Origin of the sequence: Pseudomonas sp. FDAARGOS_761, from assembly GCF_013343155.1 — a bacterium.
GTDB lineage: Bacteria > Pseudomonadota > Gammaproteobacteria > Pseudomonadales > Pseudomonadaceae > Pseudomonas > Pseudomonas aeruginosa.
In genome coordinates this window covers 577,537-599,331 of the sequence record NZ_CP054572.1, presented here as the reverse complement: position 1 = coordinate 599,331, position 21,795 = coordinate 577,537, and the positions used below count along the sequence as shown (strand labels likewise).

Below are 21,795 nucleotides of genomic sequence, written 5' to 3'. Positions count from 1 at the left end.
TCAGGCCTCCTTCTCGTCGAGGATGCGGTATTCGGCGCTGCGCGCGTGGGCGGTCAACGACTCGCCGCGAGCCAGCACCGAAGCGGTGCGACCGAGGACCGAAGCGCCCTCGGCCGAGCAGTTGATGATCGACGAACGCTTCTGGAAGTCATATACCCCCAGCGGCGAAGAGAAACGCGCGGTACCGGAGGTCGGCAGCACGTGGTTCGGGCCGGCGCAGTAGTCGCCCAGGGCCTCGGCAGTGTAGCGGCCCATGAAGATCGCGCCGGCATGGCGGATCTCCGGCAGCCAGCTTTCCGGATCGGCCACCGACAGCTCCAGGTGTTCCGGGGCGATGCGGTTGGCCACCGCACAGGCCTGGGCCTGGTCGGCGACCTGGATCAGCGCGCCGCGCCCCTCCAGGGAGGTGCGGATGATCTCGGCGCGCTCCATGGTCGGCAGCAGGCGAGCGATGCTGTCCGCGACGCGGTCCAGGAACGCCGCGTCCGGACTGACCAGGATCGACTGGGCGTCTTCGTCGTGTTCGGCCTGGGAGAACAGGTCCATGGCGATCCAGTCGGGATCGGTCTGGCCATCGCAGACCACGAGGATTTCCGAGGGACCGGCGATCATGTCGATGCCGACCTGGCCGAACACGTGACGCTTGGCGGTGGCCACGTAGATGTTGCCGGGGCCGACGATCTTGTCCACCCGCGGCACGCTTTCGGTGCCGTAGGCCAACGCGGCCACGGCCTGTGCCCCGCCGATGGTGAAGACACGGTCGACACCGGCGATGCAGGCGGCGGCGAGGACGATCTCGTTGATCTCGCCGCGCGGGGTCGGTACGACCATGACCACTTCGGACACCCCGGCGACCTTGGCCGGGATCGCGTTCATCAGCACCGAGGACGGGTAGGACGCCTTGCCGCCCGGCACATAGAGCCCGGCGCGGTCCAGCGGGGTGACCTGCTGGCCGAGCACCGTGCCGTCGGCCTCGGTGTAGCGCCAGGAACCCTGCTTCTGCTTCTCGTGGTAGCTGCGCACGCGCTCGGCGGCGACTTCCAGGGCTTCGCGCTGGGCTACGGTGATGCGGGTGAGAGCCAGCTCCAGGCGCTCGCGCGGCAGGATCAGGTCAGCCATCGAGGCGGCCTGGAGACCGTCGAAGCGCTGGGTGAACTCGACCACGGCGGCGTCGCCACGGCTGCGTACGGCGGCGATGATGTCGAGGACGCGCTGGTTGACCGAATCGTCGGAGACACTTTCCCAGCTCAGCAGATGATCCAGATGACGCCCGAAGTCCGGATCAGCGGCATTGAGTCGACGGATAGCGAAGGGAGCGGTCATAGCGAGCCTCTTTTATGGATGGCGTTGTCTCGGGCGCCGCTAGACTACCAAGCCCACCGTGCGGGCACCCGAGAAAATTTGGCTATGACACGGATAGGCAGGTGCGGCGCGGAGCCGCACGGGTATCAGTGACGGTGTCGCGCCTCGACGGCGTCGCGCAGGGTATCGATCAGCGACTGGATGCGACCGTGCTGCATCTTCATCGAGGCCTTGTTGACCACCAGGCGCGAGCTGATCGTGGCGATCAGTTCCTGGGGCTCCAGGCCGTTGGCGCGCAGGGTGTTGCCGGTATCCACGACGTCGATGATCTTGTCGGCGAGACCGACCAGCGGCGCCAGCTCCATCGAGCCGTACAGCTTGATCACGTCGACCTGGCGGCCCTGCTCGGCGTAGTAGCGCTTGGCGACATTGACGAACTTGGTGGCCACCCGCAGGCGTCCCTTGGGTTCAGGCGCGCCAATGGCGCCGGCGGTCATCAGCTTGCAGTTGGCGATACGCAGGTCCAGCGGTTCGTAGAGTCCCTGGCCGCCGTACTCCATCAGCACGTCCTTGCCGGCCACGCCGAGATCGGCGGCGCCATGCTCGACATAAGTCGGCACGTCGGTGGCGCGCACGATGAGCAGGCGCACATCGGGCAGGGACGTCGGGATGATCAGCTTGCGGCTCTTGTCCGGGTTCTCCGACGGCACGATGCCCGCCGCTGCGAGCAGCGGCAGGGTATCGTCGAGAATCCGGCCCTTGGACAAGGCGATGGTCAGCATTTGCGCGACAGCCTCCGCTAGCCCGGTACGCGGCGGATCTTGGCGCCGAGCAGCTGGAGTTTCTCTTCGATGCACTCGTAGCCACGGTCGATGTGGTAGATGCGATCGATCAGGGTGTCGCCCTCGGCCACCAGGCCGGCGATCACCAGGCTCGCGGATGCGCGCAGGTCGGTCGCCATGACCGGAGCGCCCTTGAGCTTGGGTACGCCGGTGACGATGGCGGTGTTGCCTTCGACGAGGATCTGCGCACCCATGCGGTTCATTTCGTAAACATGCATGAAGCGGTTCTCGAAGACCGTCTCGATGACCGCGCCGGTGCCTTCGGCTACCGCGTTCATGGAGATGAACTGGGCCTGCATGTCGGTGGGGAACGCCGGGTACGGCGCGGTACGCACGTTGACCGCCTTCGGCCGGTTGCCCTTCATGTCCAGCTCGATCCAGTTGCTGCCGGTGCTGATGTGGGCACCGGCCTCTTCCAGCTTCTGCAGGACCGCCTCGAGGATGGTCGGGTCGGTATCCTTCAGCTTCACCCGGCCGCCGGTCGCGGCCGCGGCCACCAGGTAGGTGCCGGTCTCGATACGGTCGGGCAGTACGTCGTAGCGAGCACCGCCGAGGCGCTTCACGCCTTCGATGACGATGGTATCGGAGCCAGCGCCCTGGACGTTGGCGCCCATGGCGTTCAGGCAGTTGGCCAGGTCGACCACCTCCGGCTCGCGAGCGGCGTTCTGCAGCACGGTGCGGCCGTTGGCCAGCGCGGCGGCCATCATCAGGTTCTCGGTGCCGGTCACGCTGACGGTATCGAAGAAGAAGTGACCGCCACGCAGGCCGCCGGCCGGCGCCTTGGCCTTGATGTAGCCGCCTTCGACCTCGATCTGCGCGCCCATGGCCTCGAGACCGCGGATATGCAGGTCGACCGGACGCGAACCGATCGCGCAACCGCCCGGCAGGGCCACTTCGGCCTCGCCGAAGCGCGCCAGCATCGGACCCAGCACCAGGATCGAGGCACGCATGGTCTTCACCAGCTCGTACGGCGCGACCAAGGTCTTGATGCTGCTGGCGTCGACTTCGACGTTGAGCTTCTCGTCGATGATCGGCTGCACGCCCATGCGGCCGAACAGTTCGATCATGGTGGTAATGTCGTGCAGGTGCGGCAGGTTGCAGACGGTGACCGGAGTATCGGCCAGCAGGGTCGCGGCCAGGATCGGCAGCGCCGAGTTCTTCGCGCCGGAAATGCGGATTTCGCCATCGAGGCGGTTACCGCCGGTAATAATCAGTTTATCCATTGCAATGATCCCCCGTGGGCTCAGGAACGCTCGGCCCAGGCGGCGCGGCTGAAGAATTTCATGGTGACGGCATGGATGCTGCCATCGGCGATCCAGGCGTTCAAATGGGCGTAGACCTGCTGCTGACGCTTGACCGGGCTCTGGCCGGCCAGTTCGTCGCTGATCAGATTCAGTTGGAAATTGCACCCTTCGCCCTCGACTTCCACCTGGGTGCCGGGGAGTTTTTCCTGGAGAAGGCTCTTAACGTCTTCGGCCTGCATGCTCAACCTCAATCGGGCGCCCTACGCGCACGGTCGGCCATCATACAAAAAAGCCCTCCGCCTGCGAACCCCAGGAAGGGACGCGCAGACGGAGGGCCGCTCGTTCCGCCGGCCGGTCATTCCTGCAAAGGCAGGATCTCCAGAAGGCTGCTGACCTTGGCAATCTCCCGCATGTCGTCCGGCAACGCCCTGACGCTCAGGACCTTGCCGGCCTTGCGTGCGTCGCGCATGAAGGCCAGCAACAGGGAAATGCCCACGCTGCTGGAGCGCTCCACCGCCGAGCAGTCGACGACCAGTTCCGCCGCCTGGCTGGCGCGGATCAGCCGACCGCCCTGCTCGCGCAACGCCGGCCCGCTGCTGTAGTCGAGCACGCCGGCGAGCTGCAGTTCGCCGGCCGCGCCTTCGCGCAGGCTGGCCTGGCTCATTTCGCCCCGGCCTCTTCCGCTTTCGCGGTTTCCTTGGCCTTGGCGACCACCTCGCCCCAGCCGGCGATGGTCTTCTCGAGGTCGTTGCGGTTCTTCTGCATGGTGTCGGCGAACTGGTCGCGGAACAGCTTGCCGATGTTGATGCCGTTGATGATCACGTTGCGGACCTTCCAGCCACCGGCCAGGTTGGTCATGGTGTAGGAGACCGGGTAGACCGTGCCCTTGCTGTCACGGATTTCCATGTTGACGCTGGCGCGATCGTCGCTCGGCTTGGCCGAGCTAGGCAGCACGCGGATGTCCTGGTTGTCGTATTCGAGCAGCGCGTTGCCGTAGAACTGCATCAGGCTGTTCTTGAACACTTCCTCGAAGCGCTTGATCTGCTCGGGTGAGGCCTGGCGCGAATACTTGACGGTCATCACGCTCTTGGCGATGCCTTCGGCATCGACCACCGGCCCGAGGATACGGTCGAGAGTGGCGTAGAGCTTTTGCGGATCGGCCTTGTAGGCGGCCTTGTTGGCCTTGATGTCGGAAAGCAGTTCGTCGACCGTGCCCTGCACCACCTGTTGCGGGGTCGGCGCCGCCATGGAAAGCAGCGGGAAAGCCGCCAGGAACACCAGCAGGCCGCGACGCAGAAGAGTCAGCATGGAAGAAAACCTCACTTTTTGGCTTCGTCTTTGTTAACCGAGTTCAGCAGGAACTTGCCGATCAGGTCTTCCAGCACCAGCGCCGACTGGGTGTCGTGGATGGTGCTGCCGTCCTTCAGAACGTCCTCGTCGCCGCCGACGCTGATGCCGATGTATTTCTCGCCCAGCAGGCCGGCGGTCAGGATCGACGCCGTGGAATCGACCGGCAGGTTGTTCACGTTCTGGTTGATCTCCATGGTCACGCGACCAGTGTAGCTGTCGCGATCCAGGTCGACCGCCGTCACCTTGCCGATCGTCACGCCGGCCAGGGTGACCTTGCCGCGCACGGTAACACCGGCGATGTTGTCGAAGTAGGCGTAGACCTTGTAGGTATCGCCGGCGTTGCCCACGCTCAGGCCGCTGACCCGCAGGGCCAGCAGCAACAGGGCCAGCAGGCCGGCCAGGAGGAACAGGCCGACACCGATTTCCAGGGTGCGGGTTTGCATTCAGAAATCTCCAAACATCAAAGCAGTCAGAATGAAGTCGAGCCCCAGCACCGCCAGGGAGGCATAGACCACGGTCCGAGTCGTCGCCCGGCTGATTCCTTCCGAGGTCGGCTCGCAGTCGTAGCCTTGGTAGACCGCGATCCAGGTCACCACGAAGGCGAATACGATACTTTTGATCACGCCGTTGAGCACATCCTCGGTGAACTGCACGCTGTTCTGCATGTTCGCCCAGAACGACCCCTCGTATACGCCCAGCCAGTCGACCGCGACCATCGCCCCGCCCCAGATGCCGACCACGCTGAAGATCGCGGCGAGCAGCGGCATGGAGATGAAACCGGCCCACAGGCGCGGCGCGACGATGTACTTGAGCGGGTCGACACCGATCATTTCCAGGCTGGAAAGCTGTTCGGTGGCCTTCATGTTGCCGATTTCCGCGGTAAGCGCAGAGCCGGCACGGCCGGCGAACAGCAGGCCGGTCACCACCGGCCCCAGTTCGCGCAGCAGGGTCAGGGCCACCATCTGCCCGACCGCCTGCTCGGAACCATAGGAAATCAGGATGTTGTAGCCCTGCAGGGCCAGCACCATGCCAATGAACAGGCCCGAGACGACGATGATCGCCAGCGACAGCACGCCTACCGAGTAGAGTTGCTTCACCAGCAGGTGCAACCCGGTGCCTGGCGTGCGCCGGCCGAGCAGGGCGTGGCCGAGGAACAGGGTCGAGCGGCCGAGCGCGGCGACCACGTCCAGGCCGGCGCGGCCGAACAGGCGGATACGCTCGAGGGGAGAGACTCTACGCATCAGCGCTCTCCCAGCAGGTCGGCCCGGTAGTCGCGGGCCGGATAATGGAACGGAACGGGACCATCCGGGATTCCCTTGACGAACTGGCGGATACGAGGATCGTCGGTTTCCTTGAGGACGTCCGGCGTCCCGTGGCCAAGTACCCGGCCGTCGCCGACGATATAGATGTAGTCGGCGATGCTGGCGGTCTCGGCCAGGTCATGGGAAACCACGATGCTGGTGATGCCGAGGGCATCGTTGAGCAGGCGGATCAGGCGCACCAGGACGCCCATGGCGATCGGATCCTGCCCCACGAACGGCTCGTCGTAGAGCAGGATCTGCGGGTCCAGGGCGATCGCCCGGGCCAGGGCGACGCGGCGCTTCATGCCGCCGGAAAGCTCGTCCGGCATCAGTTCCACGGCGCCGCGCAGGCCGACGGCCTGAAGCTTCATCAGGACGATGTCGCGGATCATCTCTTCCGGCAGCTGGGTATGCACGCGCAGCGGAAACGCGACGTTCTCGAAGACGTCGAGATCGGTGAACAGCGCCCCGCTCTGGAACAGCACGCCGAACTGCTTGCGCATGTCGAACAGGTCGCCGCGCGAAAGCTGCGGCAGGTTCTGCCCGTTGACCCAGACCTCCCCCTTCGAAGGACGCAACTGGGAGGCGATCAGCCGCAGCAACGTGGTCTTGCCGCAACCGGACGGGCCCATGATGCCGGTCACCTTTCCGCGCGGGATACGCACATCGATGTTGTCGAAAATCGCCCGCGATCCGCGCTTGAAGGTCAGGCCCTTCAACTCGACCGCGTAGGCACTATCGGTGCTCATCAGGACTCCTTGCGATGCGACCCGTCCATGCTGGACGCCTTGCCCGTTGCAAAGGCACGCATCCCGGAGGGGTCGAATGGGCGCGGACTATAGCACTGCGGCGGGTTCTGGCCCAAGGCCTGGCACCGTGCCGTTCAGCTTGGATTCAGCTTGTTCGGAGCGTTCTCTCAGCCCTTTAGGACATATCGCACACTTCAGGTTCACTACGGACAGAAAAAAATCGCGTCGACGTCGAATATATCGACATTTATGCAGTCATAGCGCGGAGTGCAGATAACGGCGGCGTAACAGAGCATTGCAGTCCATACAACATTGCGCCGCGGGGGGATGCGGACCGACTTCACAGCATGGCTGGTGTAAGCGGGACACGCTTTCCCGTTATAATCCCGCCTTTAATCCAGGCGCCACATTCGTTGAACATGAGCCAGAACCTCGATTTCATCCATTCCGCCCAGCGCACCATCGGCCTCGAGCGCGACGCGGTAGACAGCCTGCTGGCGCGGATTGGCGACGATTTCGTCAAGGCCTGCGAACTGCTGCTGGCCGGCAAGGGCCGGGTCGTCGTCGTCGGCATGGGCAAGTCCGGTCACATCGGCAAGAAGATCGCCGCTACCCTGGCCAGCACCGGCACCCCCTCCTTCTTCGTGCATCCGGCCGAGGCCAGCCACGGCGACATGGGCATGATCACCAAGGACGACGTGGTCCTCGCCCTGTCCAACTCCGGCTCGACTGCCGAAATCGTCACCCTGTTGCCTCTGATCAAGCGCCTGGGCATCACCCTGATCAGCATGACCGGCAACCCCGAGTCGCCCCTGGCCAAGGCTGCGGAAGTGAACCTGGACGCCAGTGTCGGCCAGGAAGCCTGTCCACTGAACCTGGCCCCGACCTCCTCCACCACCGTAACCCTGGTCCTCGGCGACGCCCTGGCGATCGCCCTGCTCGAAGCCCGCGGCTTTACCGCGGAAGACTTCGCCTTCTCGCACCCGGGCGGTGCGCTGGGCCGCCGACTGCTGCTGAAGGTGGAAGACGTCATGCACGTCGGCGAAGGGCTGCCGCAGGTGCTGCTCGGCACCTCGCTGACCGGCGCGCTGATGGAAATGACCCGCAAGGGCCTGGGCATGACCGTAGTGCTCGACGAACACGGCAAGCTTGCCGGCATTTTCACCGATGGCGACCTGCGTCGCGCCCTGGATCGGGGCATCGACGTCCGCCAGGTCACCATCGACCAGGTGATGACCGTCCACGGCAAGACCGTCCGCGCCGAGATTCTCGCCGCGGAAGCCCTGAAGATCATGGAAGACAACAAGATCGGCGCACTGGTGGTGGTCGACGCGGACGACCGTCCGGTCGGCGCCCTGAACATGCACGACCTGTTGCGCGCAGGAGTGATGTAATGAGCGATACCCATTCGGCCGCGGAACTCCCGGTCCGGGCCCGCCGGATACGCCTGGCGATCTTCGACGTCGACGGCGTGCTGACCGACGGCAAGCTGTATTTCCTCGTCGACGGCAGCGAGTTCAAGACCTTCAATACCCTGGACGGACATGGCATCAAGATGCTCATCGCCTCCGGCGTGCGCACCGCCATCATCACCGGCCGCGACACTCCGGTGGTCGAACGGCGCGCGCGCAACCTGGGCATCCAGCACCTCTATCAGGGCCGGGAAGACAAGCTCGCCGTCCTCGACGAACTTCTCGGCGAACTCGGACTAGGCTATGAGCAAGTCGCCTACCTTGGCGACGACCTGCCCGATCTGCCGGTGATCCGCCGCGTCGGCCTGGGCATGGCGGTAGCCAGTGCCGACCCGTTCGTGCGCCAGCATGCCCATGGCGTCACCGCGGCCCGCGGCGGCGAAGGCGCCGCCCGCGAGTTCTGCGAACTGATCATGCGCGCCCAGGGTACGCTCGAAGCCGCCCAGGGCGCCTATCTGTAGAGCCGACCATGCCGAAGACACTACGCCAGAAACTGCTGCTCGCCCTGATCGCCCTGTTGCTGATCGTCGCGGGCTACTACTGGAACGTCGGGCTCGAGCTGTTCAACGAACAGCCGACCCGCCCCGGCCAGGACAACACCATCGACTACTATGCCGAGAATGCCCATAGCCTCCAGTACCAGGAGGACGGCAGCCTCGACTACGAGATGACCGCGGTGAAGCTGGAGCACCAGAAAGCCACGGACATCACTTTCGTCACCACCCCCGACCTGCTGCTCTTCCGTGGCAACGTGCAACCCTGGCACATCCAGAGCGCCCGCGCCGAAGTCGGACCGAAAGGCAAGGAGGTCGAACTCATCGACGACGTGCGCGTCGCACGTACCGATGCCAAGGGCCAACCAAGCATCCTGACCACCACTCGGCTGACCGTATTCCCCGACAAGAATTATGCACAGACCGAGCAAGCCGTTAAAATCGACGCGGCCAATGGAGTGACGACGGCTGTTGGAATGAAAGCGTATCTGAAAGACAGCCGGATGCACCTGCTGTCCAACGTAAGAGGTCAGCATGAGGTTCGTTAATACCCTCCCCCTTATTTTCGGTCTGACTGCCGCCCTCGGCAGCTCCATGGCCTTGGCCCTGCCTTCGGACCGCGAACAACCGATCCGCGTCCAGGCCGACAGCGCCGAACTGGACGACAAGCAGGGCGTCGCGGTCTACCGCGGCGACGTCGTGGTGACCCAGGGCAGCACCAAGCTGACCGGCAACACCGTGACCCTGAAGCAGGACAAGAACGGCGACATCGAGGTCGTGACCTCGGTCGGCAAGCCTGCCTACTACGAGCAGAAACCCGCTCCGGACAAGGACGTGACCAAGGCCTATGGCCTGACCATCCAGTACTTCGTCACGCAGAACCGGGTCGTGCTGATCGACCAGGCCAAGGTGATCCAGGAAGGCAACACCTTCGAAGGCGAGAAGATCGTCTACGACACCCAGCGCCAGATCGTCAACGCGGGTCGTGCCACCGGCTCCCAGGTGACCAGCCCGCGCCCGCGCATCGACATGGTCATCCAGCCGAAGAAAAAGGCCCAGTAATGGCAACGCTCAAAGCCCAGCACCTGGCCAAAAGCTATAAAGGCCGGCAAGTCGTCCGCGACGTCAGCATGTCCATCGATAGCGGGCAGATCGTCGGCCTGCTCGGTCCGAACGGTGCCGGCAAGACCACCTGCTTCTACATGATCGTCGGCCTGGTCCAGGCCGACCAGGGCGTGGTCCGCATCGACGAGCAGAACGTCACCCACCTGCCGATGCACGGGCGCGCCCGGGCCGGCATCGGCTACCTGCCGCAGGAAGCCTCGATCTTCCGCAAGCTGTCGGTATCCGACAACATCATGGCGATCCTCGAGACCCGCAGCGACCTCGATCGCAACGGTCGCAAGGAAGCCCTGGAAGGCCTGCTGCAGGAATTCCACATCCACCACATCCGCGACAACCTCGGCATGAGCCTGTCCGGCGGCGAACGACGCCGGGTGGAAATCGCCCGCGCCCTGGCCAGCGCGCCGAAATTCATCCTCCTCGACGAGCCCTTCGCCGGCGTGGACCCGATCTCGGTCGGCGACATCAAGCAGATCATCCATCACCTCAAGGCGAAGGGTATCGGCATCCTCATCACCGACCACAACGTCCGCGAGACCCTGGACATCTGTGAAACGGCGTATATCGTCAATGATGGGCAGTTGATCGCGGAGGGGGATGCCGAGAGCATCCTCGCCAACGACCTGGTCAAGGAAGTCTACCTGGGGCACGAGTTCCGCCTCTGAAGAAATCTCCTAGCGCGCCCTCCGGCCTCGCCGGAGCGGTTCCGCTCGCCCGCGGTTTCGCAACCGCGAGTGCCGCCTGGAGCGGATGATTTATTCAGAGCAACCCTAGGCAAAGTACGAAAATTCAGGCATATAATTTGCTTCCTGGCGGTGCCGCCACCTCGGCACCCGTAGTAGTGGATGGTGCCATCCGGTACCAGCGAATAAGGTACTAAGCCCTCAGCCATGAAACCATCGCTAGTCCTCAAGATGGGCCAGCAGCTGACGATGACGCCGCAGCTGCAACAGGCCATACGCCTCCTCCAGCTATCCACCCTGGACCTCCAGCAGGAAATCCAGGAAGCGCTGGAATCCAATCCCATGCTCGAACGCCAGGAAGACGGCGACGATTTCGACAACAGCGACCCTCTCGCCGATGGCGTCGAACAGGCGGCCAGCGCGCCCCAGGAGAGCCCTCTCCAGGAAAGCGCCACGCCCAGCGTCGAAAGCCTCGACGACGACCAGTGGAGCGAACGCATACCCAGCGAGTTGCCGGTGGATACCGCCTGGGAAGACATCTACCAGACCAGCGCCAGCAGCCTGCCCAGCAACGACGATGACGAATGGGACTTCACCGCGCGCACCAGCAGCGGCGAGAGCCTGCACAGCCACCTGCTCTGGCAGGTCAACCTGGCACCGATGTCGGACACCGATCGGATGATCGCGGTGACCATCATCGATAGCATCAACAACGATGGCTATCTCGAAGAGTCCCTCGAAGAAATCCTCGCCGCCATCGATCCGGAACTGGACGTCGAGCTCGACGAAGTGGAAGTCGTGCTGCGCCGCATCCAGCAACTGGAACCCGCCGGCATCGGCGCCCGCAACCTGCGCGAGTGCCTGCTGCTGCAACTGCGCCAGTTGCCGTCCACCACGCCCTGGCTGAACGAAGCGCTGCGCCTGGTATCCGACTACCTCGACCTGCTCGGCGGCCGCGACTACAGCCAATTGATGCGGCGCATGAAGCTCAAGGAAGACGAACTGCGCCAGGTCATCGAGCTGATCCAGTGCCTGCATCCCCGGCCCGGTTCGCAGATCGAATCGAGCGAAGCCGAATACATCGTCCCCGACGTCATCGTGCGCAAGGACAACGAGCGCTGGCTGGTCGAGCTGAACCAGGAGGCGATGCCGCGCCTGCGCGTCAACGCCACCTACGCCGGCATGGTCCGCCGCGCCGACAGCAGCGCCGACAATACCTTCATGCGCAACCAGTTGCAGGAAGCCCGCTGGTTCATCAAGAGCCTGCAGAGCCGCAACGAAACGCTGATGAAGGTCGCCACCCAGATCGTCGAGCACCAGCGCGGTTTCCTCGACTACGGCGAAGAAGCCATGAAGCCGCTGGTCCTGCACGACATCGCCGAAGCGGTGGGCATGCACGAATCGACCATTTCGCGGGTCACCACGCAGAAATACATGCATACGCCGCGCGGCATTTTCGAGCTGAAATATTTCTTTTCAAGTCACGTCAGTACCGCTGAAGGCGGGGAATGCTCGTCCACCGCGATCCGCGCGATCATCAAGAAACTGGTGGCCGCGGAAAATGCGAAAAAGCCATTGAGCGACAGCAAGATCGCTGGTTTACTGGAGGCACAGGGCATTCAAGTGGCTCGCCGCACCGTCGCCAAATACCGCGAATCCCTGGGCATAGCCCCTTCGAGCGAGCGCAAGCGACTGGTGTGACGTTGATCCACGCCAAGGTGTTCCGGAGGCAGGTTGCTAACCTGCCACTTACACACGGGCAACAAGGAGAACGCGGTATGCAAGTCAACATCAGTGGCCATCAACTGGATGTGACCGACGCCCTGCGCGACTATGTCGGCGAGAAACTGAGCCGTCTGGAGCGCCATTTCGACAAGATCACCAATGTTCAGGTGATCATGGAGGTCGAGAAACTGAAGCAGAAGATCGAAGCCACCCTGCGCATCGCCGGTGGCGAGATCGTAGCCAATGCGGAACATGAGGACATGTACGCGGCCATCGACCTGCTGATCGACAAACTCGACCGTCAACTGATCAAACACAAAGAGAAGTATCTCGAACGGCAGCAAGGCGTAGGCGCCCGCTGATCTCCCCTCCCCTATGATCCGACTTGAGCAAATCCTGACCCCCGGCCGTTCCCTCGTGAACGTGCCGGGCGGCAGCAAGAAACGCGTACTCGAACAAATCGCCAACCTGGTAGCCAGGGAGCTGCCGGAGTTCGACGCCCAGACCATCTTCGAAAACCTGGTGGCCCGGGAAAAACTCGGCTCCACCGGCTTCGGCAATGGCATCGCCATTCCGCACTGCCGCCTGTCTGGCTGCCAGAGCCCCATCAGCGCCGTGCTGCACCTGGATGCTCCCGTGGACTTCGACGCGCTGGACGGCGCGCCGGTCGACCTGCTCTTCGTCTTGCTGGTACCGGAGGCCGCGACCGAAGAACATCTCGAACTGCTCCGGCAGATCGCCGCCATGCTCGACCGTGCCGACGTACGCGACCGCCTGCGCAGCGCTCCCACTGCCGAAGCGCTTTATCAGATCGTGGTAGACGTACAGAACGGGCAATGACATGCGCCTGATCATCGTCAGCGGCCGCTCGGGCTCGGGCAAGAGCACCGCCCTGAACGTCCTCGAAGACAACGGCTTCTATTGCATCGACAACCTTCCCGCCAGCCTGCTTCCCGACCTGGCGCAGCGCGCCCTGTTGCACACGGAGCTACTGCAGCCACAGGTGGCGGTGTCGATCGACGCCCGCAACCTGCCCAGCCAGTTGCAGCGCTTCCCCGAACTGTTGCAGGAAGTGCGGGACAACCACATCAACTGCGATGTGCTGTATCTCGACGCCGACGACGAGACGCTGCTCAAACGATTCTCGGAAACCCGCCGGCGCCACCCGCTGACCACCGACACCCGTTCGCTGGCGGAGGCGATTGGCGACGAGAGCCAATTGCTCGGACCGATCGCCGACCTCGCCGACCTGAAGCTGGACACCACCAGCCTCAACCTCTATCAGTTGCGCGACACCATCAAACTGCGCCTGTTGAACAAGCCGGAACCCGGCACCGCGTTCCTCGTCGAATCCTTTGGCTTCAAGCGCGGCATGCCAGTCGACGCCGACCTGGTGTTCGATGTGCGCTGCCTGCCGAACCCCTACTGGAAGCCCGAGTTGCGCGATCATTCGGGGCTGGAGCCGGAAGTCCGCGAGTATCTGGCCGCCCAGCCGGACGTCGAGGAAATGTACCAGGACATCGTCGGCTACCTGAACAAATGGTTGCCGCGCTTCGCCGCCAGTAACCGCTCATATGTAACAGTTGCGATAGGCTGTACCGGCGGGCACCATCGTTCGGTCTACCTCGCCGAGCGGATTGGCGCTGCACTCAGGGATTCCCTGAAGAACGTGCAGATTCGCCACCGCGATCTCAGCAGCTAGCCCATAACAAGAAGGACAGACTCCCCAAGATGCCCGCCCTCGAGATCACCATCATCAACAAGCTCGGTCTGCACGCCCGCGCGGCGGCCAAGTTCGTCGGCGTCGCGGGGCGCTACCCTTGCCAGGTCCGGGTCGGCCGCAATCCTGAAAGCTGCGTCGACGGCAAGAGCATCATGGCCGTGATGATGCTGGCTGCCGGCAAGGGCACCAACCTGCACCTGCATACCGAAGGCGAACAGGAAGACGAGGCGTTGAACGCGCTGGTCGAACTGATCAACAACCGTTTCGACGAAGGCGAGTAGCCTCTTCCCAGCGACAACGAAAAAGCCGCCAACTGGCGGCTTTTCCTTTCCGGCGATTGCGGCCGGCGTCAATTCAGCGCGGGTCGGATGAGTCCCCTAGCCCAGCGCGGTATCCAGCACCATCATCAGGCAGAAGCCGAACACCAGGCCCAGCGTAGCCTCGGCGGCATGTCCCTGGCGGTGGGACTCGGGAATGATCTCGTGGGTGACCACGAAGAGCATCGCTCCCGCCGCGGCGGCCAGCCCCCAGGGCAGGAGCAGCGCGGAGAGGCCGACCAGCCAGGCGCAGAGCACCGCGAACAGCGGCTCGACCAGGCCCGACGCGGCACCGACCAGCATCGCCTTGAAACGCGACATACCGACTCCGGCCAGCACCAGCGCCACCACCAGCCCTTCCGGCACATCCTGCAGAGCGATGCCCAGGGCGAGGCCGTTGGCCTCGTCCAGGCCGGCACCGGCCGACACGCCAACCGCCATGCCTTCGGGGATGTTGTGCAGGACGATGGCCGTGACGAATAGCAGGATGCGCGGGGGAATGCCACCGGACAGTGGCGCGCCCTCGCAACCGGGATGGACGTCCGGCATCAGCCGGCCGAGGATGAACAGCCCCATCACGCCGACCGCCAGGCCGAAACTGACCAGGAACCCCGCGCCGAACTTCGAGTAGCCGAGGTCGCCGGCCGCGGATAGCGCCGGCATGATCAGCGAGAAGGCCGTCGCCGAGAGCATCACGCCGGCACCGAAGCCCAGCAGCGCATCCGACAGGCGCGCCGGCATGGTCTTCACCACCAGCACCGGCATCGCCCCGAGAGCGGTACCGAAGGCGCAGAGCAGGCCGCCTTTCAACGCCAGCACGATGGGCGCCGGCAGGTTGAGCTCGGCCAGCAACAGGGCGTGGCGGCCGAGCAGGTAGCCGCCGCCGATGAAGATCAGCAGGCCCAGCAGGTTGCGCAGCGTCCGCCCGTTACCTTCGGCGATGCCATGGAGCAACGCCTTCATCGCTGCACCGCCAGGCTGCCGGCCAGCCATCTCGCATCACGGGTAGTATTAGGCCAGGGCTTGCGCATAGCGACGCGCGACCTCCCGCCAGTCGATCACGTTGTAGAAAGCGCCGATGTATTCCGGGCGGCGGTTCTGGTACTTCAGGTAATAGGCGTGCTCCCATACGTCCAGGCCGAGGATCGGCGTATTGCCGTTCATCAGCGGGCTGTCCTGGTTACCGCTGCTCTCCACCAGCAAGCTGCCCTGGGGAGTCACGCTGAGCCAGGCCCAGCCGCTGCCGAAGCGGGTCAGCGCAGCCTTGGTGAACGCATCCTTGAACGCCTCGAAGCCCCCGAGCTGCTCATCGATGGCCCGCCCCAGGTCGCCATCGGGACGGCCACCGCCCTGGGGCGACATCACGGTCCAGAACAGCGAGTGGTTGGCATGCCCACCGCCATTGTTGACAACCGGGGTGCGCAGCTTCTCCGGCAGACCAGCCAGTTGCCGCAGCAGGCTTTCCACCGGCTGCTCGGCATAGGGCGTGCCTTCCAGCGCGGCGTTCAGGTTGTTCACGTAGGTCTGGTGGTGCTTGCTGTGGTGGATCTCCATGGTCAGCGCATCGATGTGCGGTTCCAGGGCATCGTAGGAGTAGGGCAAGGGCGGCAAGGCGTGGGGCATGGAAACTCTCCGTCAGTGATAGCGAAGTGAGGGGGGCGGAGCGAGGAACTCGGGTCGGACCTCCGCGTTCGGCGGTCCCTTGAGCAGGCGCTCGGTGCGCGGATAGGCACCGTGCTCGCCGATGAACGACAGCAGTTCGACATAGGTGCGCCGGCTGTGATGCTGGGCCGCCTGGCGCAGGGCCAACGGCAGCTTCTGGTCGGCGCTGACCCGCAACAGGCGCTCGTGGCAGGCGCAGAGGTATTCGGCGGTTTCCTCCGGTTGCTCCAGTTGCAGGTGCAAGTCGGCCAGGTTGTGATGGGAAATGACGAACGCCATCACCGCCTCGTCGGCGTCGCCCCAGCGTTCCAGCAGCACCTGGGCCAGGGCCAGGGCATGGAGGTAGTGCTCACGCGCATCGATCAATGCGCCGGTGACGAAACAGCGGTTGCCCTGTTCGATCGTTCGTTGCCAATGACGCATGGCGGTACCTCCAGTGGTGGGGCGGCCTCAGAGGCCGCCAGCCGTGAGTTTTTCCGGATCCAGCAACACCTCCAGGCGCGCACGGTCCAGATCGGTGTTTTCCAGCGCCACATCGATGATCGGCCGTCCCTCGCGATAGGCCTGCTTGGCGATTTCCGCAGCCTTCTGGTAGCCGATGATCGGGTTCAGCGCAGTGACCAGGATCGGGTTGCGCGCCAACGCCTCGCTGAGCTTGCCCTGGTTGACCTTGAAGCTGGCGATGGCCTTGTCCGCCAGCAGCCGGCTGACGTTGGCCAGCAACTGGATGCTGTGCAACAGGTTGTCCGCCACCAGCGGCAGCATCACGTTCAGTTCGAAGTTGCCCGATTGGCCGGCGACGGCAATGGCGGCGTCATTGCCGATCACCTGGGCGGCGACCATCGCGGTGGCCTCCGGGATCACCGGGTTGACCTTGCCGGGCATGATTGAGGAGCCTGGTTGCAGCGCTTCCAGCTCGATCTCGCCGAGCCCGGCAAGCGGCCCGGAGTTCATCCAGCGCAGGTCGTTGGCCAGCTTCATCAGGGTCACGGCCAGGGTCTTCAACTGGCCGGACGCAGCGACCGCCGTGTCCTGCGAACCGATCAGGGCGAAGAAGTCGTCGCCGGGGCGGAACGCCAACCCGGTCAGGTCGTTCAGCTCCTGGCTGAAACGTTCGGCGAACCGCGGATGGGCGTTGATCCCGGTGCCCACCGCGGTGCCGCCCTGTGCCAACTGCTGCAAGGCAGGAAGTACGCTCTCGATGTGCACGCCGGCCTGTCGCACCTGCTGCGCCCAGCCACCGAGCACCTGGCTCATGCGTACCGGCATCGCATCCATCAGGTGGGTGCGGCCGGTCTTCACATAGGCATGCACTTCGCCGGCCTTGCTCTGGATAGTCTGCTCCAGGTGGCGCAGCGCCGGCAGCAGGCGTTCGCTGATCTCGAGGGCGGCACTGATGTGGATGGTCGAGGGGATGATGTCGTTGCTGCTCTGCCCGCAGTTCACATGGTCGTTCGGATTGACCTTGCCGCCCAGGCGGCGACTGGCCAGGGTCGCCACCACTTCGTTGGCGTTCATGTTGGAACTGGTGCCGGAGCCGGTCTGGAACACATCCACCGGGAAATGCTGCATGAAGTCCTCCTGCAGCAGTTGCAGGCAGGTCTCGGCGATCGCCTCGCCCATCGGTGCATCCAGTTGCTGCAGGGAGACGTTCGCCCGCGCCGCCGCGGCCTTGGCCAGCAGCAGGGCGCGGACGAAGGCCTGGGGCATGCGTTGGCCGCTGACCGGGAAGTTGTTCACCGCGCGCTGGGTCTGGGCGCCATAGAGGGCGGTCGCCGGGACCGCCAGTTCGCCCATGCTGTCGCGTTCGATGCGGGTGTCAGTCATCTTGGTTTCCTTGTTGCGGGTGATCGAAGCTCATCGACGGCGCCAGGTCCTGCCTGGCCATTCGTACGGAGAGCTGGCGCAGCCGTCGCCGCTGGCTGCCGTTGGTGGTCAGTCGCTGAAGTTCGCAGAGGGGCCGGTAGGCGTAGTCGAGGCAGAGGCTGCGCCAGTGCCAGGGCAATATCGGATCGCGACCGGTATCGAGCAGGAGGTTGTAGGCTTTCTCGAACAGCGGCCAGGCGGCCACACCTTCCCAACCGGCGAGATAGCGCGCCTCGCCGAGGTACTGGTCGAGCAGGCGCGGTTCGTCGGGATCGAGCGCGCAGCGGATCTGCGTGCCCAGCCAGTACCAGTGATCCAATGCTTGCGGGTCGTGCGCCTCGAAGGACATGGCAACCTCACCAGACGATAATGAGATTGATTATTGTTTTCTTCTTGGCAAAAGACAAGCATGGTCCCCATAGAGGCGGACAATCGAACAGGCGGAAACGAAAACGCCAGCGACGAGCGCTGGCGTTCTACAGAGGGAAACCCGGCCTCAGCGCCCGGCTACCATCATCGACTCGACCAGTACAGAACCGGTATGCAGGTTGCCGCGCCGTTCGATGTCCTTGCCGACCGCGACGATACGGCGGAACAGGTCGCGCAGGTTGGCGGCGATGGTGACTTCCTGGACCGGGAACTGGATCTCGCCGTTCTCGACCCAGTAGCCGGCGGCGCCGCGGGAATAATCGCCGGTCACCAGGTTGACGCCCTGCCCCATCAACTCGGTGACCAGCAGGCCACGCCCCATCCGGCGTATCAGAGCGGCCTGGTCCTCGTCGCCATGGCTGACGAACAGGTTATGCACGCCGCCGGCGTTGGCCGTGCTCGGCAAGCCGAGCTTGCGCCCGGAATAGGTGCCCAGGACATAGGACACCAGCTCGCCGTTCTCGACGAATGGCTTGGCATAGGTCGCCAGGCCGTCGCTATCGAAGCTGGCGCTGCCGAGCGCGCCGACCAGGTGCGGCCGCTCGTCGATGCTCAACCATTCGGGAAACAGGCGCTGGCCCAGCGCGCCTTCGAGGAAGGATGACTTGCGATACAGGCTGCCGCCTGAGATCGCCCCGAGGAAATGGCCGAACAGGCCAACAGCGATTTCCGGAGCGAACAGCACCGGCACTTCGGCGGTCTGCACCGGCCGCGCGCCCAGTCGGCTGGCGGCGCGCTCGGCGGCGCGCCGACCGATCGACTCGGCGCTGGCCAAGGCCTCGCCACGGCGGTTGACGTCATACCAATAGTCACGCTGCATCTGTCCTTCGCCCTCGGCGATCATCACGCAGCTGAGGCTGTGCCGGGTGCTGGCGTAACCACCGATGAAACCGTGGCTGTTACCGTATACCCGGCAGCCCTGGTGGGTATTCAGGGTGGTGCCGTCGGCCTTGGTCACCCGCTTGTCGGCGGCAAACGCCGCTGCCTCGCAAGCCAGGGCACGTTCCACGGCCTGCTCGGGACTCAGGCTCCATGGATGATAGAGGTCCAGCTCGGGCAACTCGCGGGCCATCAACGCGGCATCGGCGAGACCGGCGCATTCGTCCTCGGAGGTATGGCGGGCGATCGCCAGCGCCGCCGCCACCGTCTCGCGGATGGCCGCCTCGCCGGTCGCCGAGGTGCTCGCCGAGCCCTTGCGCTGGCCTGCGTAGAGGGTGATGCCGAAACCTTGGTCACGGTTGAACTCGACGGTTTCCACCTCGCCCTGGCGCACGCTGGTGGACAGGCCCTGCTCCAGCGACACCGCCACTTCGCAAGCACTGGCGCCCTGGCGGCGGGCCTCGGCGATGATCTGCTCGACCTGCTCGCGAAGGTCCGGAAGCACGGAGGGACCGACTGCCGCGGCATGTAGACTCATCTGTTGACTCTCCTGTTGACGTGGCCGCCCACGCGGCCGGGCCGGACAAGCGGCCCCTGACTCGTTATCATGGCGGCGTTTTCCACTGGACCACCACCATGGCTGAATTTCACGACGACGACTCGCAATTCGAAGAGAAGAGCAAGTCGCAGATCAAACGCGAGCTGCATGCCCTGCAGGACCTCGGCGAGCGCCTGACCACCCTGCAACCGCAGTTGCTGGAGCGCCTGCCGCTCACCGACCCGCTACGCAAGGCGCTGCTCGAGGCGCCGAAGCACAAGGCGCACATCGCCCGCAAACGGCATATCCAGTACATCGGCAAACTGATGCGCGACCAGGACGTGGACGCCATCGTCGCCCTCATCGACCAGGTGGACTCCTCCACCCGCCAGTACAACGAACGTTTCCATGCCCTCGAACGTTGGCGCGACCAGTTGATCGCCGGCGGCGACGCAGCGCTCGACGCCTTCGTCGGGGAGTTCCCCGAGTGCGATCGCCAGCACCTGCGCGGCCTGGTCCGCCACGCCCAGCACGAGGCCGCGCACAACAAACCGCCGGCCGCCGCACGCAAAGTGTTCAAGTACATCCGCGAACTGGACGAAACCAAGCGCGGCCTGCGCTAGGTTTCGCCGCGCCGGCGCCCGGGCCATGCCTCAGGCGCCGGTGCCGCCGACGGTGATCGCATCGATCTTCAGGGTCGGCTGGCCGACGCCGACCGGCACCGACTGACCGTCCTTCCCGCAGGTTCCCACGCCACTGTCCAGGGCCAGGTCGTTGCCGACCATGGACACCCGGCTCATCGCTTCCGGACCGTTGCCGATCAGGGTGGCGCCTTTCACCGGGGTGGTGATCCTGCCGTTCTCGATCAGGTAGGCCTCGCTGGTGGAGAACACGAACTTGCCGCTGGTGATATCGACCTGGCCACCGCCGAGATTGGCGCAGTAGATACCCTTCTCCACCGAGGCGATGATTTCCTGCGGATCGCTCTCGCCGGCCAGCATGTAGGTGTTGGTCATGCGTGGCATCGGCAGGTGCGCGTAGGACTCGCGGCGGCCGTTACCGGTGCGCGCCACGCCCATCAGGCGGGCGTTGAGCTTGTCCTGCATGTAGCCCTTGAGCACGCCGTTCTCGATCAGCACGTTGCAGTTGCTCGGCGTGCCTTCGTCATCCACGCTCAGCGAGCCGCGACGCCCGGCCAGGGTGCCGTCGTCGACGATGGTGCACAGGCTCGAGGCGACCTTTTCGCCGACCCGGCCGCTGTAGGCGGAGCTGCCCTTGCGGTTGAAGTCGCCCTCCAGGCCGTGGCCGACCGCTTCGTGGAGCAGGACCCCGGACCAACCCGCGCCCATCACCACCGGCAGGGTGCCGGCCGGCGCGGGGATCGCCTCGAGGTTGACCAGCGCCTGGCGCAGGGCCTCGCGGGCGTAGCCCATGGCACGATCCTCCTGGAGGAAATAGCGATAGTCGGTGCGACCGCCGCCGCCGTGGCCGCCGCGTTCGCGTCGGCCGTTCTGTTCGACGATCACGCTGACGTTGAAACGCACCAGCGGACGAATGTCGGCGGCCAGCGAACCGTCGCTGGCCGCTACCAGGATCTGCTCCCAGACGCCGGCCATGCTCACCGTGACCTGCTGGATGCGGGGATCGAGCGCACGGGTAGCTGCGTCGATCTGCTTCAGCAACTCGACCTTCTCGGCACGGCTGAGCACGTCCAGCGGGTTCTCGCCGGCGTACAGGCGAGCCGGCACCACGGCCTTGAACGCCTGCACGCTGCCGTTCTGTCCCGCACGGGAAATCGAACGGGCCGCCACCGCGGCCTGTTTCAACGCCTCGGCGGTGATCGCATTGCTATAGGCGAAGCCGGTCTTCTCGCCCGACTGCGCGCGTACCCCGACGCCCTGGTCGAGATTGAAGCTGCCTTCCTTGACGATGCCGTCCTCGAGCATCCACGACTCGGAGACCTGGCTCTGGAAATACAGGTCGGCGGCATCGATGCCCGGGCCGTTCAGTTCATGAAGAATGCCGGGCAGGCTGTCCAGCTCCAGACCACCGGGGGCCAGCAACTGCTGGCTGACGGATGACAACAACTCGCTCATA

General features: G+C 64.6%; 27 protein-coding genes. 11 read left to right on the top strand and 16 right to left on the bottom strand.

Features of this window, described 5'->3' with window-relative positions; translation table 11 throughout:
* The 9 genes from hisD to FOC67_RS02815 all read right to left on the bottom strand — a co-directional run bounded on the left by hisD (nt 1) and on the right by FOC67_RS02815 (nt 6,788).
* On the bottom strand, nt 1–1,323 hold the full coding sequence (hisD, locus tag FOC67_RS02855) for a histidinol dehydrogenase (RefSeq protein WP_003094326.1): 1,323 nt from the start codon (nt 1,321–1,323) through the stop codon (nt 1–3).
* A gap of 125 nt (nt 1,324–1,448) precedes the next feature.
* The gene (gene hisG, locus FOC67_RS02850; protein ID WP_003094331.1) at nt 1,449–2,084 is read right to left on the bottom strand and encodes an ATP phosphoribosyltransferase; all 636 of its coding nucleotides are present in this window, start codon (nt 2,082–2,084) and stop codon (nt 1,449–1,451) included.
* A gap of 17 nt (nt 2,085–2,101) precedes the next feature.
* Entirely contained in the window at nt 2,102–3,367 is a 1,266-nt protein-coding gene (murA, locus tag FOC67_RS02845; protein WP_003094332.1) for a UDP-N-acetylglucosamine 1-carboxyvinyltransferase, read from the bottom strand.
* A gap of 20 nt (nt 3,368–3,387) precedes the next feature.
* Complete coding sequence (locus tag FOC67_RS02840) at nt 3,388–3,627, bottom strand: BolA family protein (RefSeq protein ID WP_003094334.1); 240 nt, start codon at nt 3,625–3,627, stop codon at nt 3,388–3,390.
* Nucleotides 3,628–3,743: 116 nt separating this feature from the next.
* Entirely contained in the window at nt 3,744–4,052 is a 309-nt protein-coding gene (locus FOC67_RS02835; protein WP_003094335.1) for a lipid asymmetry maintenance protein MlaB, read from the bottom strand.
* Nucleotides 4,049–4,696 carry a phospholipid-binding protein MlaC gene (locus FOC67_RS02830; RefSeq protein WP_003094337.1) on the bottom strand — a complete coding sequence of 216 codons (648 nt, stop codon included), beginning with the start codon at nt 4,694–4,696 and terminating at the stop codon, nt 4,049–4,051. The genes FOC67_RS02835 and FOC67_RS02830 overlap by 4 nt, the downstream gene beginning before the upstream one ends.
* Nucleotides 4,697–4,707: 11 nt before the next feature.
* Entirely contained in the window at nt 4,708–5,181 is a 474-nt protein-coding gene (mlaD, locus tag FOC67_RS02825; protein ID WP_003094339.1) for an outer membrane lipid asymmetry maintenance protein MlaD, read from the bottom strand.
* Entirely contained in the window at nt 5,182–5,979 is a 798-nt protein-coding gene (gene mlaE / locus FOC67_RS02820; RefSeq protein WP_003094341.1) for a lipid asymmetry maintenance ABC transporter permease subunit MlaE, read from the bottom strand. It lies immediately after the preceding gene.
* The gene (locus FOC67_RS02815; protein ID WP_003094343.1) at nt 5,979–6,788 is read right to left on the bottom strand and encodes an ABC transporter ATP-binding protein; all 810 of its coding nucleotides are present in this window, start codon (nt 6,786–6,788) and stop codon (nt 5,979–5,981) included. Before FOC67_RS02815 ends, mlaE begins: the two co-directional genes overlap by 1 nt.
* Nucleotides 6,789–7,201: 413 nt before the next feature.
* Between FOC67_RS02815 and kdsD the strand changes: the two genes are divergently transcribed.
* From kdsD to FOC67_RS02765, 10 genes are all read left to right on the top strand, one after another.
* Nucleotides 7,202–8,182: an arabinose-5-phosphate isomerase KdsD gene (gene kdsD / locus FOC67_RS02810; RefSeq protein WP_003094347.1), complete on the top strand. Its 981-nt coding sequence runs from the start codon at nt 7,202–7,204 to the stop codon at nt 8,180–8,182.
* Complete coding sequence (locus FOC67_RS02805) at nt 8,182–8,721, top strand: HAD family hydrolase (RefSeq protein WP_003094350.1); 540 nt, start codon at nt 8,182–8,184, stop codon at nt 8,719–8,721. Before kdsD ends, FOC67_RS02805 begins: the two co-directional genes overlap by 1 nt.
* 8 nt (nt 8,722–8,729) lie before the next feature.
* The gene (gene lptC / locus FOC67_RS02800; RefSeq protein ID WP_003094353.1) at nt 8,730–9,302 is read left to right on the top strand and encodes an LPS export ABC transporter periplasmic protein LptC; all 573 of its coding nucleotides are present in this window, start codon (nt 8,730–8,732) and stop codon (nt 9,300–9,302) included.
* Nucleotides 9,289–9,816 (top strand): lipopolysaccharide transport periplasmic protein LptA, encoded by a 528-nt coding sequence (lptA, locus tag FOC67_RS02795; RefSeq protein WP_003120916.1) that lies wholly within the window; start codon nt 9,289–9,291, stop codon nt 9,814–9,816. The genes lptC and lptA overlap by 14 nt, the downstream gene beginning before the upstream one ends.
* Entirely contained in the window at nt 9,816–10,541 is a 726-nt protein-coding gene (gene lptB / locus FOC67_RS02790) for an LPS export ABC transporter ATP-binding protein (protein WP_003094355.1), read from the top strand. Before lptA ends, lptB begins: the two co-directional genes overlap by 1 nt.
* A gap of 225 nt (nt 10,542–10,766) precedes the next feature.
* The gene (locus FOC67_RS02785) at nt 10,767–12,260 is read left to right on the top strand and encodes an RNA polymerase factor sigma-54 (protein ID WP_009315926.1); all 1,494 of its coding nucleotides are present in this window, start codon (nt 10,767–10,769) and stop codon (nt 12,258–12,260) included.
* A gap of 77 nt (nt 12,261–12,337) precedes the next feature.
* The gene (hpf, locus tag FOC67_RS02780) at nt 12,338–12,646 is read left to right on the top strand and encodes a ribosome hibernation-promoting factor, HPF/YfiA family (protein ID WP_003094359.1); all 309 of its coding nucleotides are present in this window, start codon (nt 12,338–12,340) and stop codon (nt 12,644–12,646) included.
* A gap of 13 nt (nt 12,647–12,659) precedes the next feature.
* Entirely contained in the window at nt 12,660–13,124 is a 465-nt protein-coding gene (ptsN, locus tag FOC67_RS02775; protein WP_003098853.1) for a PTS IIA-like nitrogen regulatory protein PtsN, read from the top strand.
* A gap of 1 nt (nt 13,125) precedes the next feature.
* The gene (gene rapZ / locus FOC67_RS02770) at nt 13,126–13,986 is read left to right on the top strand and encodes an RNase adapter RapZ (RefSeq protein ID WP_003094361.1); all 861 of its coding nucleotides are present in this window, start codon (nt 13,126–13,128) and stop codon (nt 13,984–13,986) included.
* A 29-nt stretch (nt 13,987–14,015) separates the two neighbouring features.
* Nucleotides 14,016–14,288, top strand: coding sequence for an HPr family phosphocarrier protein (locus FOC67_RS02765; RefSeq protein WP_003094362.1), 273 nt, complete (start codon nt 14,016–14,018; stop codon nt 14,286–14,288).
* A 96-nt stretch (nt 14,289–14,384) separates the two neighbouring features.
* On the opposite strand, the gene FOC67_RS02760 is transcribed toward FOC67_RS02765, so the two are convergent.
* The 6 genes from FOC67_RS02760 to pmbA all read right to left on the bottom strand — a co-directional run bounded on the left by FOC67_RS02760 (nt 14,385) and on the right by pmbA (nt 19,698).
* Nucleotides 14,385–15,317, bottom strand: coding sequence for a ZIP family metal transporter (locus FOC67_RS02760; RefSeq protein WP_003120918.1), 933 nt, complete (start codon nt 15,315–15,317; stop codon nt 14,385–14,387).
* 18 nt (nt 15,318–15,335) lie between these two features.
* A complete protein-coding gene (locus tag FOC67_RS02755; protein ID WP_009315925.1) occupies nt 15,336–15,947 on the bottom strand; it encodes a superoxide dismutase in 612 nt (203 codons plus the stop codon).
* 12 nt (nt 15,948–15,959) lie between these two features.
* A complete protein-coding gene (locus FOC67_RS02750; protein ID WP_003094369.1) occupies nt 15,960–16,409 on the bottom strand; it encodes a hypothetical protein in 450 nt (149 codons plus the stop codon).
* Between the two features lie 27 nt (nt 16,410–16,436).
* Nucleotides 16,437–17,813 carry a class II fumarate hydratase FumC gene (gene fumC / locus FOC67_RS02745; protein ID WP_003098863.1) on the bottom strand — a complete coding sequence of 459 codons (1,377 nt, stop codon included), beginning with the start codon at nt 17,811–17,813 and terminating at the stop codon, nt 16,437–16,439.
* Nucleotides 17,806–18,201, bottom strand: a complete 396-nt coding sequence (locus FOC67_RS02740) for a hypothetical protein (protein ID WP_003094374.1) — start codon at nt 18,199–18,201, stop codon at nt 17,806–17,808. Before FOC67_RS02740 ends, fumC begins: the two co-directional genes overlap by 8 nt.
* A 147-nt stretch (nt 18,202–18,348) precedes the next feature.
* Entirely contained in the window at nt 18,349–19,698 is a 1,350-nt protein-coding gene (pmbA, locus tag FOC67_RS02735; RefSeq protein ID WP_003110024.1) for a metalloprotease PmbA, read from the bottom strand.
* A 98-nt stretch (nt 19,699–19,796) separates the two neighbouring features.
* On the opposite strand from pmbA, the gene yjgA reads away from it, so the two are divergent.
* Entirely contained in the window at nt 19,797–20,321 is a 525-nt protein-coding gene (gene yjgA, locus FOC67_RS02730) for a ribosome biogenesis factor YjgA (protein ID WP_003094378.1), read from the top strand.
* Nucleotides 20,322–20,351: 30 nt separating this feature from the next.
* Here the strand turns inward: yjgA and tldD are convergent, their stop codons facing one another.
* A complete protein-coding gene (gene tldD, locus FOC67_RS02725) occupies nt 20,352–21,794 on the bottom strand; it encodes a metalloprotease TldD (protein WP_003098866.1) in 1,443 nt (480 codons plus the stop codon).
* Between the last annotated feature and the right edge of the window lies 1 nt (nt 21,795).

Bases quoted from the DNA above. Each gene is read 5' to 3' on its own strand.
- FOC67_RS02815 (WP_003094343.1), bottom strand. From the start codon at position 6,788: ATGAGCACCGATAGTGCCTACGCGGTCGAGTTGAAGGGCCTGACCTTC.
- hpf (WP_003094359.1), top strand. From the start codon at position 12,338: ATGCAAGTCAACATCAGTGGCCATCAACTGGATGTGACCGACGCCCTG.
- hisD (WP_003094326.1), bottom strand. From the start codon at position 1,323: ATGACCGCTCCCTTCGCTATCCGTCGACTCAATGCCGCTGATCCGGAC.
- hisG (WP_003094331.1), bottom strand. From the start codon at position 2,084: ATGCTGACCATCGCCTTGTCCAAGGGCCGGATTCTCGACGATACCCTG.
- FOC67_RS02830 (WP_003094337.1), bottom strand. From the start codon at position 4,696: ATGCTGACTCTTCTGCGTCGCGGCCTGCTGGTGTTCCTGGCGGCTTTC.
- FOC67_RS02785 (WP_009315926.1), top strand. From the start codon at position 10,767: ATGAAACCATCGCTAGTCCTCAAGATGGGCCAGCAGCTGACGATGACG.
- rapZ (WP_003094361.1), top strand. From the start codon at position 13,126: ATGCGCCTGATCATCGTCAGCGGCCGCTCGGGCTCGGGCAAGAGCACC.
- FOC67_RS02755 (WP_009315925.1), bottom strand. From the start codon at position 15,947: ATGCCCCACGCCTTGCCGCCCTTGCCCTACTCCTACGATGCCCTGGAA.
- yjgA (WP_003094378.1), top strand. From the start codon at position 19,797: ATGGCTGAATTTCACGACGACGACTCGCAATTCGAAGAGAAGAGCAAG.
- FOC67_RS02760 (WP_003120918.1), bottom strand. From the start codon at position 15,317: ATGGCTGGCCGGCAGCCTGGCGGTGCAGCGATGAAGGCGTTGCTCCAT.
- lptB (WP_003094355.1), top strand. From the start codon at position 9,816: ATGGCAACGCTCAAAGCCCAGCACCTGGCCAAAAGCTATAAAGGCCGG.
- tldD (WP_003098866.1), bottom strand. From the start codon at position 21,794: ATGAGCGAGTTGTTGTCATCCGTCAGCCAGCAGTTGCTGGCCCCCGGT.
- FOC67_RS02840 (WP_003094334.1), bottom strand. From the start codon at position 3,627: ATGCAGGCCGAAGACGTTAAGAGCCTTCTCCAGGAAAAACTCCCCGGC.
- pmbA (WP_003110024.1), bottom strand. From the start codon at position 19,698: ATGAGTCTACATGCCGCGGCAGTCGGTCCCTCCGTGCTTCCGGACCTT.
- ptsN (WP_003098853.1), top strand. From the start codon at position 12,660: ATGATCCGACTTGAGCAAATCCTGACCCCCGGCCGTTCCCTCGTGAAC.
- FOC67_RS02835 (WP_003094335.1), bottom strand. From the start codon at position 4,052: ATGAGCCAGGCCAGCCTGCGCGAAGGCGCGGCCGGCGAACTGCAGCTC.
- FOC67_RS02740 (WP_003094374.1), bottom strand. From the start codon at position 18,201: ATGTCCTTCGAGGCGCACGACCCGCAAGCATTGGATCACTGGTACTGG.
- FOC67_RS02750 (WP_003094369.1), bottom strand. From the start codon at position 16,409: ATGCGTCATTGGCAACGAACGATCGAACAGGGCAACCGCTGTTTCGTC.
- fumC (WP_003098863.1), bottom strand. From the start codon at position 17,813: ATGACTGACACCCGCATCGAACGCGACAGCATGGGCGAACTGGCGGTC.
- FOC67_RS02805 (WP_003094350.1), top strand. From the start codon at position 8,182: ATGAGCGATACCCATTCGGCCGCGGAACTCCCGGTCCGGGCCCGCCGG.
- murA (WP_003094332.1), bottom strand. From the start codon at position 3,367: ATGGATAAACTGATTATTACCGGCGGTAACCGCCTCGATGGCGAAATC.
- lptA (WP_003120916.1), top strand. From the start codon at position 9,289: ATGAGGTTCGTTAATACCCTCCCCCTTATTTTCGGTCTGACTGCCGCC.
- lptC (WP_003094353.1), top strand. From the start codon at position 8,730: ATGCCGAAGACACTACGCCAGAAACTGCTGCTCGCCCTGATCGCCCTG.
- FOC67_RS02765 (WP_003094362.1), top strand. From the start codon at position 14,016: ATGCCCGCCCTCGAGATCACCATCATCAACAAGCTCGGTCTGCACGCC.
- mlaD (WP_003094339.1), bottom strand. From the start codon at position 5,181: ATGCAAACCCGCACCCTGGAAATCGGTGTCGGCCTGTTCCTCCTGGCC.
- mlaE (WP_003094341.1), bottom strand. From the start codon at position 5,979: ATGCGTAGAGTCTCTCCCCTCGAGCGTATCCGCCTGTTCGGCCGCGCC.